This window comes from Geodermatophilus sp. SYSU D00703 (assembly GCF_054050155.1).
This window is the reverse complement of the sequence record NZ_JBJGYU010000012.1, coordinates 51,242-64,997: the sequence shown is the minus strand read 5'-3', so window position 1 is coordinate 64,997 and position 13,756 is coordinate 51,242. Positions and strand designations below refer to the sequence as shown.

Below are 13,756 nucleotides of genomic sequence, written 5' to 3'. Positions count from 1 at the left end.
CCGGCGGTCAGTCGCGCGTCGTCGGCAGGCCGGCGGCCCGCCAGGCCTGGTAGCCGCCCACGACGTCGGCGGCCCGGTGCAGGCCGAGAGCGCGCAGTGAGTCGGCGGCGAGGCTGGAGGAATAGCCCTCGTTGCACATCACGATGACCTCGACGGCGTACCCGGTCGCCTCGGGCAGCTTCGCGTCGCTGGCCGGGTCGAAGCGCCACTCCAGGTGGTTGCGCTCCACGACCAGCGCGCCGGGCACCTCGCCGTCGGCGTCCCGCTGGAACGCCGGGCGGGTGTCGACCAGCAGCGCGCCCGCCGCCACGCGCTGGGCGGCCTCGGCCGGCGCCACGCGGGTGATGCGCCCGCGGGCCTCGTCGAGCAGCTCGTCGATGGTGCGGGCCCCGGCCGGCCGGTCGGTGGTCACCGGGCCATCGCCGGCTGGGCGGCGTGCTCGGCGGGCACGTGCAGGACGCGCTGGCCGGCGGCGACGACGACGGCGGCCACGAGCGCGGCGATCGTCGCGACGGCGAACGCGGCGTTGGCCCCTGCGACGTCGACCACCTTGCCCGCGACCGAGGCGCCGATCGCCACCCCGAGCCCCAGCGCGGTGCCGATCCAGGTGAACGCCTCGGTGGTCGCCGACCGGGGCACGAGCAGCTCGGCGAGGGTGAAGGAGCTGATCAGCGACGGCGAGACGGCGATCCCGGCGACGACGACGAACGGGATCATGAGCCAGATGCTGCCGATCAGCAGCAGCGGGACGCTGAGCACGGTGAGGACGGCCAGCACGACCGCCAGGCGCAGGCGCAGTGGCGAGCGCCAGTGCACCGTCCCCCAGCCGATGCCGCTGGCCATGGACCCCACCGCCAGCGCCGCGATGAGCACGCCGGACAGCGACATGGCCCCCACCTCGTCGGCGAAGGCGACCAGCGCGATCTCCAGCGTGCCGAGGATGGCGCCCACCGCCGCGCCCACGACGAACAGCACCCGGATGCCGGGGCTCCGGATGGCCCGCGGGCCGGTGCGCGCCTCGTGCCCGTGCGGCGGGGGCTCGGTGCGGCCCTGCGCGGCGAACAGCAGGCTGCCGATGACCGCGAGGGCGAAGGCGGTGACGACGCCGGAGGTGGCGTGCCCGGTGGTGGAGAGGAAGGTGACCAGCACCGGGCCGACGATGAAGACGAACTCGTCGACCACCGACTCCATGGCCAGCGCCGTCGGCAACCGGTGGGTGCCGCGCAGCAGGTGCGTCCAGCGCACCCGGATCATCGAGGCGACCGGCGGGATGCAGGCGCCGGCGATGCCGGCCGACGCGAACACGATCCAGCGCGGCCAGTCGTCCTTGACCGCGGGCAGGAAGACGCAGCCGGCGGCGACGAAGACCGCCAGGACCGGCAGCAGCGTGCGGCGCTGGCCGTGGGTGTCGGCCCACCGCCCGATGAGGGGCCCGGAGATCGCGGTGGTGACCGCGCCCGTGGCGGCGACCGCGCCGCCGTAGCCGTAGGACCCGCTCTCCGACGCGATCAGCAGCACCGACCCGAGGCCGACCATGGACAGCGGCAGCCGTCCGATGAACGCGGCCAGCACCATCGGGAGTGCGTGCGGCGTGCGGAGCACGTGCAGATAGGGATTGGGCACGGGCAGGGATGCCTGTCGTCGAGCGGCTCGGCGCTGAGCCGGGGAGTGGGGACGTCAGATGACGCTATCCGACCTGGCTCGACCCGGCCTCGTGGCGCACGTCCTCCCCGGGCGACACGCCGGGTGCGGACGCGACAGGGCCCCGCCCCGGTCGACGGTGACCTTGGCGGGGCCCTGGGCCCTCCCTGGCGAGCCCCGGGTTCCGCGGGGACCCGAGGGAAGGGGTCCTCAGGCGAGCCGGTGCTCCAGGATGGCCAGCTCGTCCCACATCGTGCTGGGGAGCTTCTCGCCGAACTTCTGGAACCACTCGGTGATCTGCGGGACCTCGGCGCGCCACTCGTCCTTGTCGACGGCGAGGGCCTTCTCCACCCGCTCCGGGGTCATGTCGAGCCCGGAGACGTCGAGGGAGTCGGCGGTCGGGACGTGGCCGATGGGGGTCTCCTCGGCGGCCGCGGTGCCCTCGAGCCGCTCGACGACCCACTTGAGCACCCGGCTGTTCTCGCCGAAGCCCGGCCACAGGAAGCCGCCGTCCTCGTCGCGGCGGAACCAGTTCACGTAGAAGATCCGCGGCAGCTTGGCGGCGTCGTGGGCCTTGCCGGTCTCGACCCAGTGCCGGACGTAGTCACCGGCGTGGTAGCCGATGAACGGCAGCATGGCGAACGGGTCGCGGCGGACGACGCCGACGGCGCCGGTGGCCGCGGCGGTCGTCTCCGAGGAGAGCGTCGCGCCCAGGAAGACGCCGTGGTTCCAGTCCCGCGCCTCGGTGACCAGCGGGATCGTGGTCTTGCGGCGGCCGCCGAACAGGATCGCCGAGATCGGCACGCCCTTCGGGTCGTCGTACTCGGGCGCCAGGATCGGGCACTGGGTGATCGGGGTGCAGAACCGGCTGTTGGCGTGGCTGGAGGGCTCGGGGCTCTCCGGCGTCCAGTCCCGGCCCTTCCAGTCGGTGAGGTGCGCCGGTGGCTCGTCGGTCATGCCCTCCCACCAGATGTCGCCGTCGTCGGTGAGGGCGACGTTGGTGAAGACCGAGTTGCCCTTGTCGATCGTGCGCATGGCGTTGGGGTTGGTGTCCCAGCCGGTGCCGGGCGCGACGCCGAACAGGCCGTACTCGGGGTTGAGGGCGTAGAGCCGGCCGTCCTCGCCGAACCGCATCCAGGCGATGTCGTCGCCCAGGGTCTCGACCTTCCAGCCCGGGATGGTCGGCTCGAGCATCGCGAGGTTGGTCTTGCCGCAGGCGCTCGGGAACGCGGCGGCGATGTAGTAGGTCTTCTGCTGCGGGCTGGTCAGCTTGAGGATCAGCATGTGCTCGGCGAGCCAGCCCTCGTCGCGGGCCATGACCGAGGCGATCCGCAGGGAGTAGCACTTCTTGCCCAGCAGGGCGTTGCCGCCGTACCCGGAGCCGTAGGACCAGATGGCCCGCTCCTCGGGGAAGTGCGAGATGTACTTGGTGTCGCTGCAGGGCCACGGCACGTCCTGCTGGCCCGGCTCGAGCGGGGCGCCGAGGGAGTGCATGGCCGGGACGAACTGGGCGTCGTCCCCCATCGCCTCGAGGATGCGGCTGCCGATGCGGGCCATCACCCGCATGGAGACGACGACGTACTCGGAGTCGGTGAGCTCGACGCCGAACATCGGGTTCTCGGCCTCGACCGGGCCCATGCAGAACGGGATGACGTACATCGTCCGGCCGCGCATCGAGCCGCGGTACAGCCCGGTCATGATCGACTTCATCTCGTCGGGGGCCATCCAGTTGTTGGTCGGCCCCGCGTCGGCCTCGTCGACCGAGCAGATGAAGGTGCGGTCCTCGACGCGCGCGACGTCGCTGGGGTCGGAGGCGGCCCAGAACGAGTTGGGCTTCTTCTCCAGCCGGGTGAAGGTGCCGGCGTCCACGAGCTGCTGGGTGAGGCGCTCGTACTCCTCGTCACTCCCGTCCACCCACACGACCCGCTCGGGGGTGGTCAGCTCGGCCATCTCCCGCACCCAGGCGAGCAGCTGGGGGTGCGTGGTGGGTGCGTTGTCGAGACCGGGGGTGGCCACGGAAGTCACGGCGTCTCCATCCTCCTGGGTACGCCGGACGGAGAACCGCCGGCGTCGTTGCTGCTGGTCCTGCTCAGCTGACATCCGGCCCGCCGGGCGCCACGGGCGCCGGCTGGGGGGCCGGGGTCCGGTCAGCGTACAAGCGGGGACGTCCACTGTAACCGTGAGAGATGTTACGTATAAGACGTCTACCCGTTGGGCCGAAGGTCCCTGGTGGCAACCTGGCGCCCCGGGGACCCTTGCGGGCCCGGCCGGGTCAGCCGGCCGCCGCCCCGTCGGCGTAGAGCGGCCCCACCTCGGCCCAGAAGGGCTCCCACTCGCCGGGCCCCTCCCCGCCGGTGACCTCGGCGTCGAGCTTGTCGAGGTACCAGTGCCACCCGCCCGCGACGTCCCCGACGGGGAAGCCGGGCCGGAAGACCTGGGTGAAGACCAGTGAGGTCGTCGTCCCGTCGGTGGCCAGGTCGAGCTCCACCCGCCAGGGCTCGTCGCCGATCGTCCACTCCAGGACCAGCCGGCGAGGCGGGTCGCACTCGAGGATCCGGACGGCCTCCCTGGCCGGCTCCTGCTCGTGGGTCATCGTGAACGTGCCGGTGGCGCCAGGGCCGCGGTCGCCGTCGTAGCGGCCGATCCAGCGGGCCAGCCGCTCCGGCTCGGTGAGCGCGGCCCACACGTCCTCGACCGGGTCGGGCCACGACCGGCGGAAGACCAGCCGCCGGCGTCCGTCGGGCTCGGTGGTGACGACGCCCCGGCGGGCGGTGTCCTGCTCGGTCATGTCGGGTCTCCGCTCCGCGGGGGTGTCGAGGGCCCCCGCCTCTCTCGGGCCCGCCGGCCGCGGGCGATCTCGGTGTCCAGCGCGTCCAGCCGGGAGGCCCACAGGTCGCGGTAGGGCTCCAGCCAGGCGTCGAGCTCGCGCAGCGGGCGCGGGTCGAGCGCGTAGAGGCGGCGCCGCCCCTCCTCCCGGCAGGTGACCAGCCCGGCCTCGCGCAGCACCCGCAGGTGCCGGCTGATCGCCGGGCGGCTCACCGGGAAGCGGCCGGCCAGCTCGCCGGCGGCCAGCTCGCCCCGCGCGAGCAGGGCGACCAGCTCCCGGCGGGTCGGGTCGGCGAGGGCGGCGAGCGCCTCCACGGTCAATGCGTAACACACCTGTTACGCTTCCCGCCAGGGGTTGGCCCGTGGCCGGGGCGGGCACCGGCGGGGCATGACCGTCACCGACCCCGACGTCCCGGACCCGCTCAACGACCCCCGCACCCTCCAGGCCGACCCCGGCGCGCAGGGCCAGGGCGACGACCTCGCCTCCGCCGCCGACGACCCCGCGGTCAGCGGCGAGGAGGAGACGGCCGGGGATGGCCCGGCCACCGGCCGGCCGCTCGCCGAAGACGCCGGCGGGGACGTGCCCGGCGGCGCGTTCTCGGAGGCGCAGCAGGACTGAGACGGAGCGGTCCGTTTCCACCCGTCCCCGGGCGGGAACTGCTGGGTCCCCACTGACCCGCGAGACGAGGAGGTCTGGCATGGCCACCGGTGAGACCGGCTTCGAGGACGTCACCTACGACCTGATCTCGGTGCAGTACCACTCGCTCAAGGCCGGTCACGACTACGGCCAGTACGTCCGCGACGCGGAGAACGCCGGGCTGCAGGACATCGCCGGCTTCTTCCGCGAGGTGATGGAGCAGGACTCCGCCCGCGCCAAGCGCTGCCACGAGTTCCTGCGGAGCATCTCCGGCACCGAGCAGGGCGGGCCCGCGACGCAGTGACACCGGGACGACGGCCGCCTCTCGCTCCGCGGAGGCGGCCGTCGTCGTTCCCGGCCCCGTCCAGGGGCTCGCCGCCGGCCCCGTCCCGGGACACCGCCCTGAGCTGGCGAAGGCGGGGAGGACGGGGTCCTTCCACGGTGAGGTCGACGGGGTCCTTCCTCAGACCGCGCAGGTGTCGTCGGTGCAGCCGTCGGCAGGCGGCACGGTCTCCAGCGGGTTCGCGTCCGCCCACGCCTTCTCCATCACCTGCAGCAGCAGCTCGGCCGGCTGGGCGCCGGCAGCGCCGTACCGCCGGTCGACGACGAAGAACGGGACGCCGGTCGCTCCGAGCGCCTGGGCCGTCCGGACGTCCTGGTGCACCGCGGGCCGGTACCGGTGGTCGGCGAGCGCGGCGCGCACCTCGGCCTCGGCCAGGCCGACCTCGACGGCGAGCGCGGCGAGGGAGTCGACGTCGAACACCGACCGCCCCTCCTCGAAGTGCGCGTGCAGCAGCCGCTCCTTCACCACGCCCTGCAGGCCGTGCTCGGCGGCCAGGTGGATCAGCTCGTGGGCGAGCAGGGTGTTCCCGCTCAGGCCCTCGGCGAGGTGGTACTCGAGGCCCTCGGCGGCGGCGATCTCCTCGACCCCCCGCTGCATCTGTTGCATCTCCTCGACGCTGCGGCCGTACTTGGCGGCCAGCGCGGGCAGCGCCGGGTGCGTCTGCCCCTCGGGGACCGTCGGGTCCAGCTGGAACGACCGCCAGACCACCTCCACCTGGTCGCCGTGGGGGAACCGCGACAGGGCGGTCTCCAGCCGGCGCTTGCCGATGTAACACCAGGGACAGACGAAGTCGGACCACACCTCGATGCGCACGACCGGCCCCAACACCCGGGACGGCGTCCCTCATCCCGGCCGGTGGACCTCCGCCCGCGCCCGCCCGTCCCCCGGCGTCGGGTCGAGGAAGACGTACCGCACCCCCTCGTGCCGGGCGACCAGCCGCCGCTCGGCCTCGTCGGAGGCCCGCTCGACGTCGGCGACGCTCGCGTCGTCGGCGAAGTCGACCTTGGCGGCGACGATCAGCTGCCCCGGGCCGATGACCGAGGTGAGCAGGAAGGGGACGTCGACGACCTGGTCCAGACCGGCGATCTCCTGGCGCAGCTGCTCCTGCAGGGCCGGTGGCACGGACTGGCCGATGAGCAGCGAGACGTTGGCCCGGGCCAGCGACCCGGCGACCAGCAGGAGCAGGACGCCGATGGCGATCGCGGCGACGCCGTCCCACGTCGCGCTGCCGGTGACCTGTTCGAGGAACAGGCCCAGCGCGGCCAGCACGAGCCCCACCAGTGCGGCGCTGTCCTCGAAGGTGACCGCCTTGACCGTGGTGTCGCTGGTCTCCGCGAGGTAGCGGCGGGGCGTCGTCCCCCACCGCCGGGCGGAGCTGCGCACCTGGCGGACCGCCTTGAGCCACGACGCGCCCTCGAGGACGAAGGAGACGGCGAGGACGACGTAGGCGATGAGCGGGTCGCCCTGCTCCTCGCCCTCGACGATCGTGGTGACGCCCTGCCAGAGCGAGAAGCCCGCCCCGAGGGTGAACGTGGCCAGGCAGGCCAGCAGCGCCCAGAAGTAGGTCTCCCGGCCGTAGCCGACCGGGTGGCGCGCGTCCGGCGCCCGGTTGCCGCGCTTGAGCGCGACGTACAGCAGGACCTCGGTGACGGTGTCGGCCAGCGAGTGGGCGGCCTCCGACAGCATCGCCGACGAGTGGCTGATCAGCCCGCCGACGAGCTTGGCGACCGCGATGCCCAGGTTGGCCAGCCCGGCGACGACGACGGTGGCGGCCGACTCACCGCCGGCGTCGCCCTCCGCGGCGTCCTTCGCCAGGGCGTGCTCGCGCGTGGGCGCCGGTTGCGTCATGCACCCACCGGTGCCCCGCGCCGGGGGGCCTCATGCGCTGCCCGCCGTGTCGCGTCGCGGTGGGGTTCGTCGCGGTGGCCGGGAGGAGCGGGGCCCGCAGGGTCCCCGACGAGCGGCCGGACGGGCTCGGCTCAGCTGGGAGACGGCACGTGGCCGCGGTGCGGTCCGGAGGACCGCGGTGTCATCGCGTCACCTCACGCCGACGAGGTCGACGACGAAGACGAGCGTGGCGCCGGGCTTGATGACGCCCCCGGCGCCACGGTCGCCGTAGGCCTTGTGCGCCGGGATGGTGAGCCGGCGGCGGCCACCGACGCGCATGCCGGCGATCCCCTCGTCCCAGCCCTGGATGACCATGCCGACGCCGAGCCGGAACTCCAGCGGGTCGCCGCGGTCCCACGAGGCGTCGAACTGCTCGCCGCCCTCGTGGGTGACGCCGACGTAGTGGGCGCTCACCAGGTCGCCGGCCTTGGCCTCGGCGCCCTCCCCGACGACGAGGTCCTCGATGACGAGGTCGTCGGGGGCCGGGCCGGTGGGCGGCTCCACGTCCGGACGGGTCAGCTCGGCCACGGTGCTCCCTCCTCGCACCGGGGCTGTCCCGGCGCCGTCGTCCCATCCAAGCAGCGGCGAGCGGACGGCGCAGTCGCACCCCGGCGCCCGGTCAGACCGGGTCGAGGACCCCGCCGTGCTCCCCGGCCGGCGCGGTGTCCGCGACGTCGAGCGGGTGGGCGACCTCGTCGGCCGGCATCCGCGCGGCGAGGATCGCCACGACCGCCAGGAGCGGAGGCGCGAGCCCGGCCACCAGGAACGTCGCCGACGACCCGATCAGCTCGCTGACCGGGCCGGCCAGCGCCATGGACAGCGGCATGAGGCTGAGGGAGACGAAGAAGTCCAGGCTGGAGACCCGGCCGAGCAGGGCCGGCGGCACCCGGCGCTGCAGGAGGGTGCCCCAGATGACCGTCCCGGCCTCGAAGGCCGCCCCGATGAGGGCACCGGCCACGATCATCAGCACCAGGCTCCCGCCGAGGCCGAAGACGGCCATCGGCACGCAGCCCAGCCCCCAGAGCAGGACCATCACGGTGAGGTACCGCCGGGGCAGCCGCAGCGACGCCACGACGAGGGAGCCGACCGCCCCGCCGATCCCGAAGGCGGCCAGGACGTAGGCGTGCTGTGCCGGCCCACCGCCCGCGTCGCGGATGGCGAACGGGACCAGGACCTCGAGCGGGCCGAGGAGCACCAGAACCATCACCGCGGCGAACAGCAGCGTGGCCAGCAGCCAGGGCGTGCGCGCCATGTAGGCGAAGCCCTCGCGCAGGTCGGTCAGCACGCCGGCGGGTGGGGCCGCGTCGTCCCCCCGCCGGACCGGGGTGACCGGCAGGGCGAGGACGTGCGCCACGGCGAGCAGCGAGACCGCCGCGGTCGCGGCCAGCGCCGCGCCGGGCGAAAGCGCGGCGACCAGGAACCCGGCGGCGGCCGGACCGGCCGCGTTCTGCAGCAGCGGCCGGACCGCGCCCTCCAGCCCGTTGGCCGCCAGCAGGTCCCCCTCCGGCACGAGGGCCGGCAGCTGGGCCGAGTAGGCGGGGTAGTACAGCCCCGTCGCCAGCCCGACCGCGAGGGCGGCGGCGGCCAGTTGCCACAGCGTCAGCAGGTCCATCAGCGACAGGACGGCGACCACGGCGACGGCCCCGGCCTGGACGAGCGCCACCGCGAGGAGCAGGTACCACTGCGGCACCCGGTCGGCGAGGACCCCGCCGACCAGGGTGCTGGCCAGCATCCCGCCGGCGGAGAGGCCGGTGACCAGCGAGAGGGCGGCCGGGCCGCCGCCGAGCGCCACGACCTGCCAGACCACCGCGACCGCCCACAGCCCGGCGCCGAGCAGTGACAGCGCCATCGACGCCGCCAGCAGCCGGTAGTGCCGGTGCCGCAGCGGCGCCAGTGCGCGCGGCAGGGCGGCCATGGCGGACCTCCTCGTCCGATCGGGGGTCCGCTCATGGTCGGCGAGGGGTACGACAGAACGCACCCGGTTTTGCCGGTCGCGCGCACGGGAGCGATGACCCGCGTCCGCCCCCGCCGCTACGGTCCCGCGACGTGATCGACCACCTGGCGCTCCAGGTCGCGGACGTCTCCGCGGCCGCCGCCTTCTACACCCGGGTGTTCGCGCCGGCCGGGGTGCGCGAGGTCATGCGCTACGACACCCCCGGCGGGCCGGTCGTCGGCCTGTGCGGCCCCGACGGGCACCTCCGGCTGTGGCTCGGCCCGGTGGCCGAGGGCAGCGACCGCCCGGTGCACCTGGCGGTCCGCGCGCCCTCCCGGGCGGCGGTCGACGAGGTGTTCGCCCTCGCCCGCGACGAGGGGGTGGAGCTGCTGCACGAGCCGCGCGTGTGGCCCGAGTACCACCCCGGCTACTACGGCGCGTTCTTCCGCGACCCGGACGGCAACAACGTCGAGGCGGTGCACCACACCCCGCCGCCGCCTGACGACAGCCCGGGAGCATCGCAGCGAGGAACGAGTGAGGAGCGGACCGGGCGCGGAGACAGGCCGATGTCACAGCCTCCGCCGCAGGACTGACCGTGCGGGGTCCGGCCCGTCGTGCTGGGCTGGGCCGGTGCCCGACGCGCCCGCCTGGTGGACCCGTGCCGTCGTCTACCAGGTCTACCCCCGGTCCTTCATGGACTCCGACGGCGACGGGATCGGCGACCTCGGCGGGGTCCTCCAGCGGCTGGACCACCTCGCCGACCTCGGCGTCGACGTCGTCTGGCTCTCGCCGGTCTACCCCTCACCGCAGGCCGACAACGGCTACGACATCAGCGACTACCAGGGCGTCGACCCGCTGTTCGGCTCGCTCGCGCAGCTCGACGAGCTGGTCGCCGCGCTGCACGAGCGCGGGATGAAGCTGGTCATGGACCTGGTGGCCAACCACACCAGCGACGAGCACCCGTGGTTCGTGGAGAGCAGAGCGTCGCGGACGTCCCCCAAGCGCGACTGGTACTGGTGGCGGCCGCCGCGGGCGGGCATGACCGCCGGCGAGCCGGGAGCCGAGCCGACCAACTGGCACTCCTTCTTCTCCGGCTCCACCTGGGAGCTCGACGAGGCCAGCGGCGAGTACCACCTGCACCTGTTCGACCGCAAGCAGCCGGACCTGAACTGGGAGAACCCGGAGGTCCGGCACGCCGTGTACACGATGATGCGGTGGTGGCTCGACCGCGGGGTCGACGGCTTCCGCATGGACGTCATCAACATGATCAGCAAGGACGTCGGCCCCGACGGCGCCCTGCACGACGGCCCGCCGCTGCCGGGGGTGCCCTTCGGCGACGGCTCGGCGTCGTACCTGTGCGGGCCGCGGATCCACGAGTTCCTGCAGGAGATGCACCGCGAGGTCTACGACGGGCACCGGGAGCGGCTGCTGCTCGTCGGTGAGATGCCGGGCGTGACGGTCGAGCAGGCGCGGCTGTTCACCGACCCGGCCCGCGCCGAGGTGGACATGGTGTTCCAGTTCGAGCACGTCGGGCTGGACTTCGACGGCTCCAAGTTCGCTCCGCGCCCGCTGCGGATGGCCGACCTCAAGGCCTCGTTCGGCCGGTGGCAGGCGGGGCTGGCCGAGGTCGGCTGGAACTCCCTCTACTGGGACAACCACGACCAGCCGCGGGCGGTCTCCCGGTTCGGCGACGACTCGCCGGAGCACCGCCGCGACTCGGCCACGTGCCTGGCCACGCTGCTGCACCTGCACCGGGGGACGCCGTACGTCTACCAGGGCGAGGAGATCGGGATGGCCAACGCCCCGTTCGCCTCGCTCGACGACTTCCGGGACGTCGAGTCGCTCAACCACTACGCGCAGGCGGTCGCACACGGCGAGGACCCCGGCACCGTGCTGGCCGCGATGCGCCGGATGGGACGGGACAACGCCCGGACGCCGGTGCAGTGGGACGCCTCATCGAACGCGGGCTTCACCGCGGGGACGCCGTGGATCGCGGTCAACCCCGACCACGTCGAGTGGAACGCCCAGGCCCAGCGCGCCGACCCGCACTCGGTGTTCGCCCACCACAAGCGGCTGATCGCACTGCGGCACGAGCTGCCCGTGGTCGCCACCGGCGACTTCACCATGCTGCTGCCCGACCACGACTCGGTGTACGCGTTCACCCGCGGCCTCGACGGCGACCGGCTGCTCGTCGTCTGCAACCTCAGCGGGCACGAGTACCGGCTGGCCGAGCTGCTCCCGGATGCGGTGGACGCAGACCTGGTGCTGGGCAACCTGCCCGGCGGCGACCCCGCCGTCCTGCGCCCGTGGGAGGCCCGCGTCCTGCGGCTCTGACCGCCCGGGTCCGGGTCGTTCGCCGGCCGAGCAGCAGGTCCAGGGCGGCCGCCGCCGTCCAGGACTGAGCGGCGCTGCCGAGCGGCTCGCCGGTCAGGGGCTCGTGGTACTCGGCGAAGCAGCCCTCGGCCAGCTCGTCCAGCACCGCCCGACGCAGCGGCCCGGCGACGTCGGCCCGGCCGCGCCGCTCCAGCATCCAGACGACGAACCAGTCGACCACCGGCCAGCTGGGGCCGCGCCAGTACGCGCGGGGCCGGAAGTCCGGCGACGCAGGGCTGGTGCTCGGCAGGACGGCGTGCCGCAGGACGGCGTGCCGCAGGCCGGGGTGCCCCGTCCATCGCTCGGACCGCAGCAGCGCCACCATCTCGCGCTCGGCCGCCGTCCCCAGCCCGCCGCAGAGCAGCGGGGCGAACCCGGCCACCGTCTGGGCGCGCAGCGGCTCGCCGGTCCGCAGATCGGTGTCCAGTGCCAGGCCCACCTCGGCGTCGACGCTGCCCGCGACGCCGGCCCGGAGGCGCTCGGCGTGCTCCTCGAACTCGGCCACCTCGCCGGCCCCCAGGGACCGGGCAATCCGCGCCAGCGCGTCGCTCGCCGCGGCGAGGACGGCCGAGGCGAAGACGTCGGTGACGAGGAAGCCGCCGGTCGCGCGGATCCGGGCGTCGTCGTCGCCGGCCCGCCGCCGCCGGCGCGGTCCTTGATGGCGAACGGGGCGAGCACCTCGAACGGGCCGAGCATCACCAGCAGCATCAGCGAGGCGAAGACCAGAGTGGCGAGCAGCCAGGGCGTGCGGACCATGTACCGGGAGCCCTCGGCCACGTCCACGAACAGGCCGCGCACCGGGTGCGCGGGCGCCGCGACCGGTTCCCGGCGGACCGGCGTCGCCGGCAGGACCGCCACGCAGACCGCGGCCGCGAGCGCCGCGGCGGCGTGACCGCGAGGGCCACCCCGGGCGAGGTCGCGGCGACCACGCCGGCGGCCACCGCCGGGCCGGCCGCCTGGAAGGGGACCGGGCGCATCGTGCCCTCCAGGCCGTTCGCCGCCAGGAGGGAGTCCTCGGGCAGCAGCGCCGGCACCAGGGCGGAGTAGGCCGGGTAGTAGAGGCCGTTCGCCAGGCCACCGGCCAGGCCGACGGCGGCCAGCTGCCACAGGGTCAGCACCCCGGCCAGCGACAGCGCCGCGACGAGGGCCGTGCCCAGCGTCTGGGCCAGTGCGACGGCCAGCAGGATGTGCCGCTGGGGCACCCGGTCGGCGAGCGCGCCGCCGAGCAGGGTGCTGGCGAGCATCCCGCCGGCCTGCAGCCCGCTGACCAGCGACAGCTCCGCCGGCCCGCCACCGAGGGCGACGACCTGCCCCACCACGGCGACCGCCAAGGTGCTGTTGGTCAGCAGGGAGAACCCGAGCGAGGCGGCCAGCAGGCGGTAGCGCCGGTAGCGCAGCGGCGTGAGCGCGCGCGGCAGGCCGGCCATCGAGCAGCTCCCCCGTTCGTCCGCCACCCCTGGCGCGAGGGCGGCGCGGACCATCCTGCCCGCCGCTCTCCGACCGGCACCTGCGGCACCCTCTCGCCGCTCGGCCCTGCGGCGACGGCGTCGGGTGTTGCACGTGGAACAGCCGCGGAAACCGTCACACCCCCGCGGCATGGTGGGGGCGTTCCGGACGTTGTACGGAGTGCACCACCCCAGCAGGAGAGACGTCATGCGCAGGCCCACGTTCCTCAGGGCGCCGGCCGTGGACGACCTCCGACGGGACGCCGCCCGCCGTCGCGAGACGCCGGCCCCGACCGTCGTGCCGCACGACCCCACCCCGATCCCACTGCCGGCCGCCGCCCCGGCGGCCGCGCCCGTCCCGACGCCGCCGCCCGCGGTGCCGCACCCGTCGGCGGCGCGCCCGCTCCACTGGGGGCCGCCCGACCCGCTCGGCGACATCCTTGCGATCGCCTGGCGAGCCGAAGCCGCGCCCCCGCGGGAGATCCGCGTCCGCCCCGAGGTCCACGAGCGGCTCCTCGCCGCGATGCCGCCGGACGACCGCGCGCGCACCGCGGCACGCGGCACCGTGGGGCAGCCTGTGGCCGTTCCCCTCGTCGTCGACGCCGACCTGCCGCCCTTCCCCGGCTTCGAGGTCGTGCGCGCCCTGCCGGAGCGACTGGCCGCTGCCTGAC

At 74.6% G+C, this 13,756-nt stretch carries 15 protein-coding genes and 1 pseudogene; 5 read left to right on the top strand and 11 right to left on the bottom strand.

Translation table 11 applies throughout. The features are described from left to right. Positions 1 to 7: 7 nt before the first annotated feature. From ACI782_RS13655 to ACI782_RS13635, 5 genes are all read right to left on the bottom strand, one after another. Entirely contained in the window at positions 8 to 412 is a 405-nt protein-coding gene (locus ACI782_RS13655; protein WP_456910020.1) for a rhodanese-like domain-containing protein, read from the bottom strand. Beyond that, on the bottom strand, positions 409 to 1,623 hold the full coding sequence (locus ACI782_RS13650) for an MFS transporter (protein WP_456910018.1): 1,215 nt from the start codon (positions 1,621 to 1,623) through the stop codon (positions 409 to 411). The genes ACI782_RS13655 and ACI782_RS13650 overlap by 4 nt, the downstream gene beginning before the upstream one ends. A 228-nt stretch (positions 1,624 to 1,851) precedes the next feature. Beyond that, positions 1,852 to 3,666: a phosphoenolpyruvate carboxykinase (GTP) gene (locus tag ACI782_RS13645; protein ID WP_456910016.1), complete on the bottom strand. Its 1,815-nt coding sequence runs from the start codon at positions 3,664 to 3,666 to the stop codon at positions 1,852 to 1,854. A gap of 247 nt (positions 3,667 to 3,913) precedes the next feature. Next, entirely contained in the window at positions 3,914 to 4,429 is a 516-nt protein-coding gene (locus tag ACI782_RS13640) for an SRPBCC family protein (protein ID WP_456910014.1), read from the bottom strand. Next, positions 4,426 to 4,782 carry an ArsR/SmtB family transcription factor gene (locus tag ACI782_RS13635; RefSeq protein ID WP_456910012.1) on the bottom strand — a complete coding sequence of 119 codons (357 nt, stop codon included), beginning with the start codon at positions 4,780 to 4,782 and terminating at the stop codon, positions 4,426 to 4,428. The genes ACI782_RS13640 and ACI782_RS13635 overlap by 4 nt, the downstream gene beginning before the upstream one ends. A 73-nt stretch (positions 4,783 to 4,855) precedes the next feature. Between ACI782_RS13635 and ACI782_RS13630 the strand changes: the two genes are divergently transcribed. Continuing rightward, positions 4,856 to 5,086: a hypothetical protein gene (locus ACI782_RS13630; protein WP_456910010.1), complete on the top strand. Its 231-nt coding sequence runs from the start codon at positions 4,856 to 4,858 to the stop codon at positions 5,084 to 5,086. A gap of 79 nt (positions 5,087 to 5,165) precedes the next feature. After that, entirely contained in the window at positions 5,166 to 5,408 is a 243-nt protein-coding gene (locus tag ACI782_RS13625; protein ID WP_456910008.1) for an acyl carrier protein, read from the top strand. A gap of 159 nt (positions 5,409 to 5,567) precedes the next feature. Here ACI782_RS13625 and ACI782_RS13620 read toward each other — a convergent pair whose 3' ends face one another. From ACI782_RS13620 to ACI782_RS13605, 4 genes are all read right to left on the bottom strand, one after another. Further along, positions 5,568 to 6,275 carry a DsbA family oxidoreductase gene (locus ACI782_RS13620; RefSeq protein ID WP_456910006.1) on the bottom strand — a complete coding sequence of 236 codons (708 nt, stop codon included), beginning with the start codon at positions 6,273 to 6,275 and terminating at the stop codon, positions 5,568 to 5,570. A gap of 15 nt (positions 6,276 to 6,290) precedes the next feature. Further along, positions 6,291 to 7,295: a cation diffusion facilitator family transporter gene (locus ACI782_RS13615; RefSeq protein ID WP_456910004.1), complete on the bottom strand. Its 1,005-nt coding sequence runs from the start codon at positions 7,293 to 7,295 to the stop codon at positions 6,291 to 6,293. 189 nt (positions 7,296 to 7,484) lie between these two features. Next, positions 7,485 to 7,862 (bottom strand): FKBP-type peptidyl-prolyl cis-trans isomerase, encoded by a 378-nt coding sequence (locus tag ACI782_RS13610; protein ID WP_456910002.1) that lies wholly within the window; start codon positions 7,860 to 7,862, stop codon positions 7,485 to 7,487. Positions 7,863 to 7,953: 91 nt separating this feature from the next. Further along, positions 7,954 to 9,249: an MFS transporter gene (locus tag ACI782_RS13605; RefSeq protein WP_456910000.1), complete on the bottom strand. Its 1,296-nt coding sequence runs from the start codon at positions 9,247 to 9,249 to the stop codon at positions 7,954 to 7,956. Positions 9,250 to 9,380: 131 nt separating this feature from the next. Between ACI782_RS13605 and ACI782_RS13600 the strand changes: the two genes are divergently transcribed. After that, on the top strand, positions 9,381 to 9,860 hold the full coding sequence (locus tag ACI782_RS13600) for a VOC family protein (RefSeq protein WP_456909998.1): 480 nt from the start codon (positions 9,381 to 9,383) through the stop codon (positions 9,858 to 9,860). A gap of 37 nt (positions 9,861 to 9,897) precedes the next feature. Further along, positions 9,898 to 11,601: a glycoside hydrolase family 13 protein gene (locus ACI782_RS13595; protein ID WP_456909996.1), complete on the top strand. Its 1,704-nt coding sequence runs from the start codon at positions 9,898 to 9,900 to the stop codon at positions 11,599 to 11,601. Between the two features lie 115 nt (positions 11,602 to 11,716). On the opposite strand, the pseudogene ACI782_RS13590 reads toward ACI782_RS13595, so the two are convergent. Together ACI782_RS13590 and ACI782_RS13585 are read right to left on the bottom strand one after the other, a co-directional pair. Further along, positions 11,717 to 12,382 (bottom strand): annotated as a pseudogene (locus ACI782_RS13590) (MGH1-like glycoside hydrolase domain-containing protein); the annotation flags it as partial. After that, positions 12,348 to 13,067, bottom strand: a complete 720-nt coding sequence (locus ACI782_RS13585; protein ID WP_456909994.1) for an MFS transporter — start codon at positions 13,065 to 13,067, stop codon at positions 12,348 to 12,350. The gene ACI782_RS13585 and the pseudogene ACI782_RS13590, both read right to left, overlap by 35 nt. Positions 13,068 to 13,293: 226 nt before the next feature. On the opposite strand from ACI782_RS13585, the gene ACI782_RS13580 reads away from it, so the two are divergent. Next, positions 13,294 to 13,755, top strand: a complete 462-nt coding sequence (locus ACI782_RS13580) for a hypothetical protein (protein WP_456909992.1) — start codon at positions 13,294 to 13,296, stop codon at positions 13,753 to 13,755. Position 13,756: the final 1 nt, after the last annotated feature.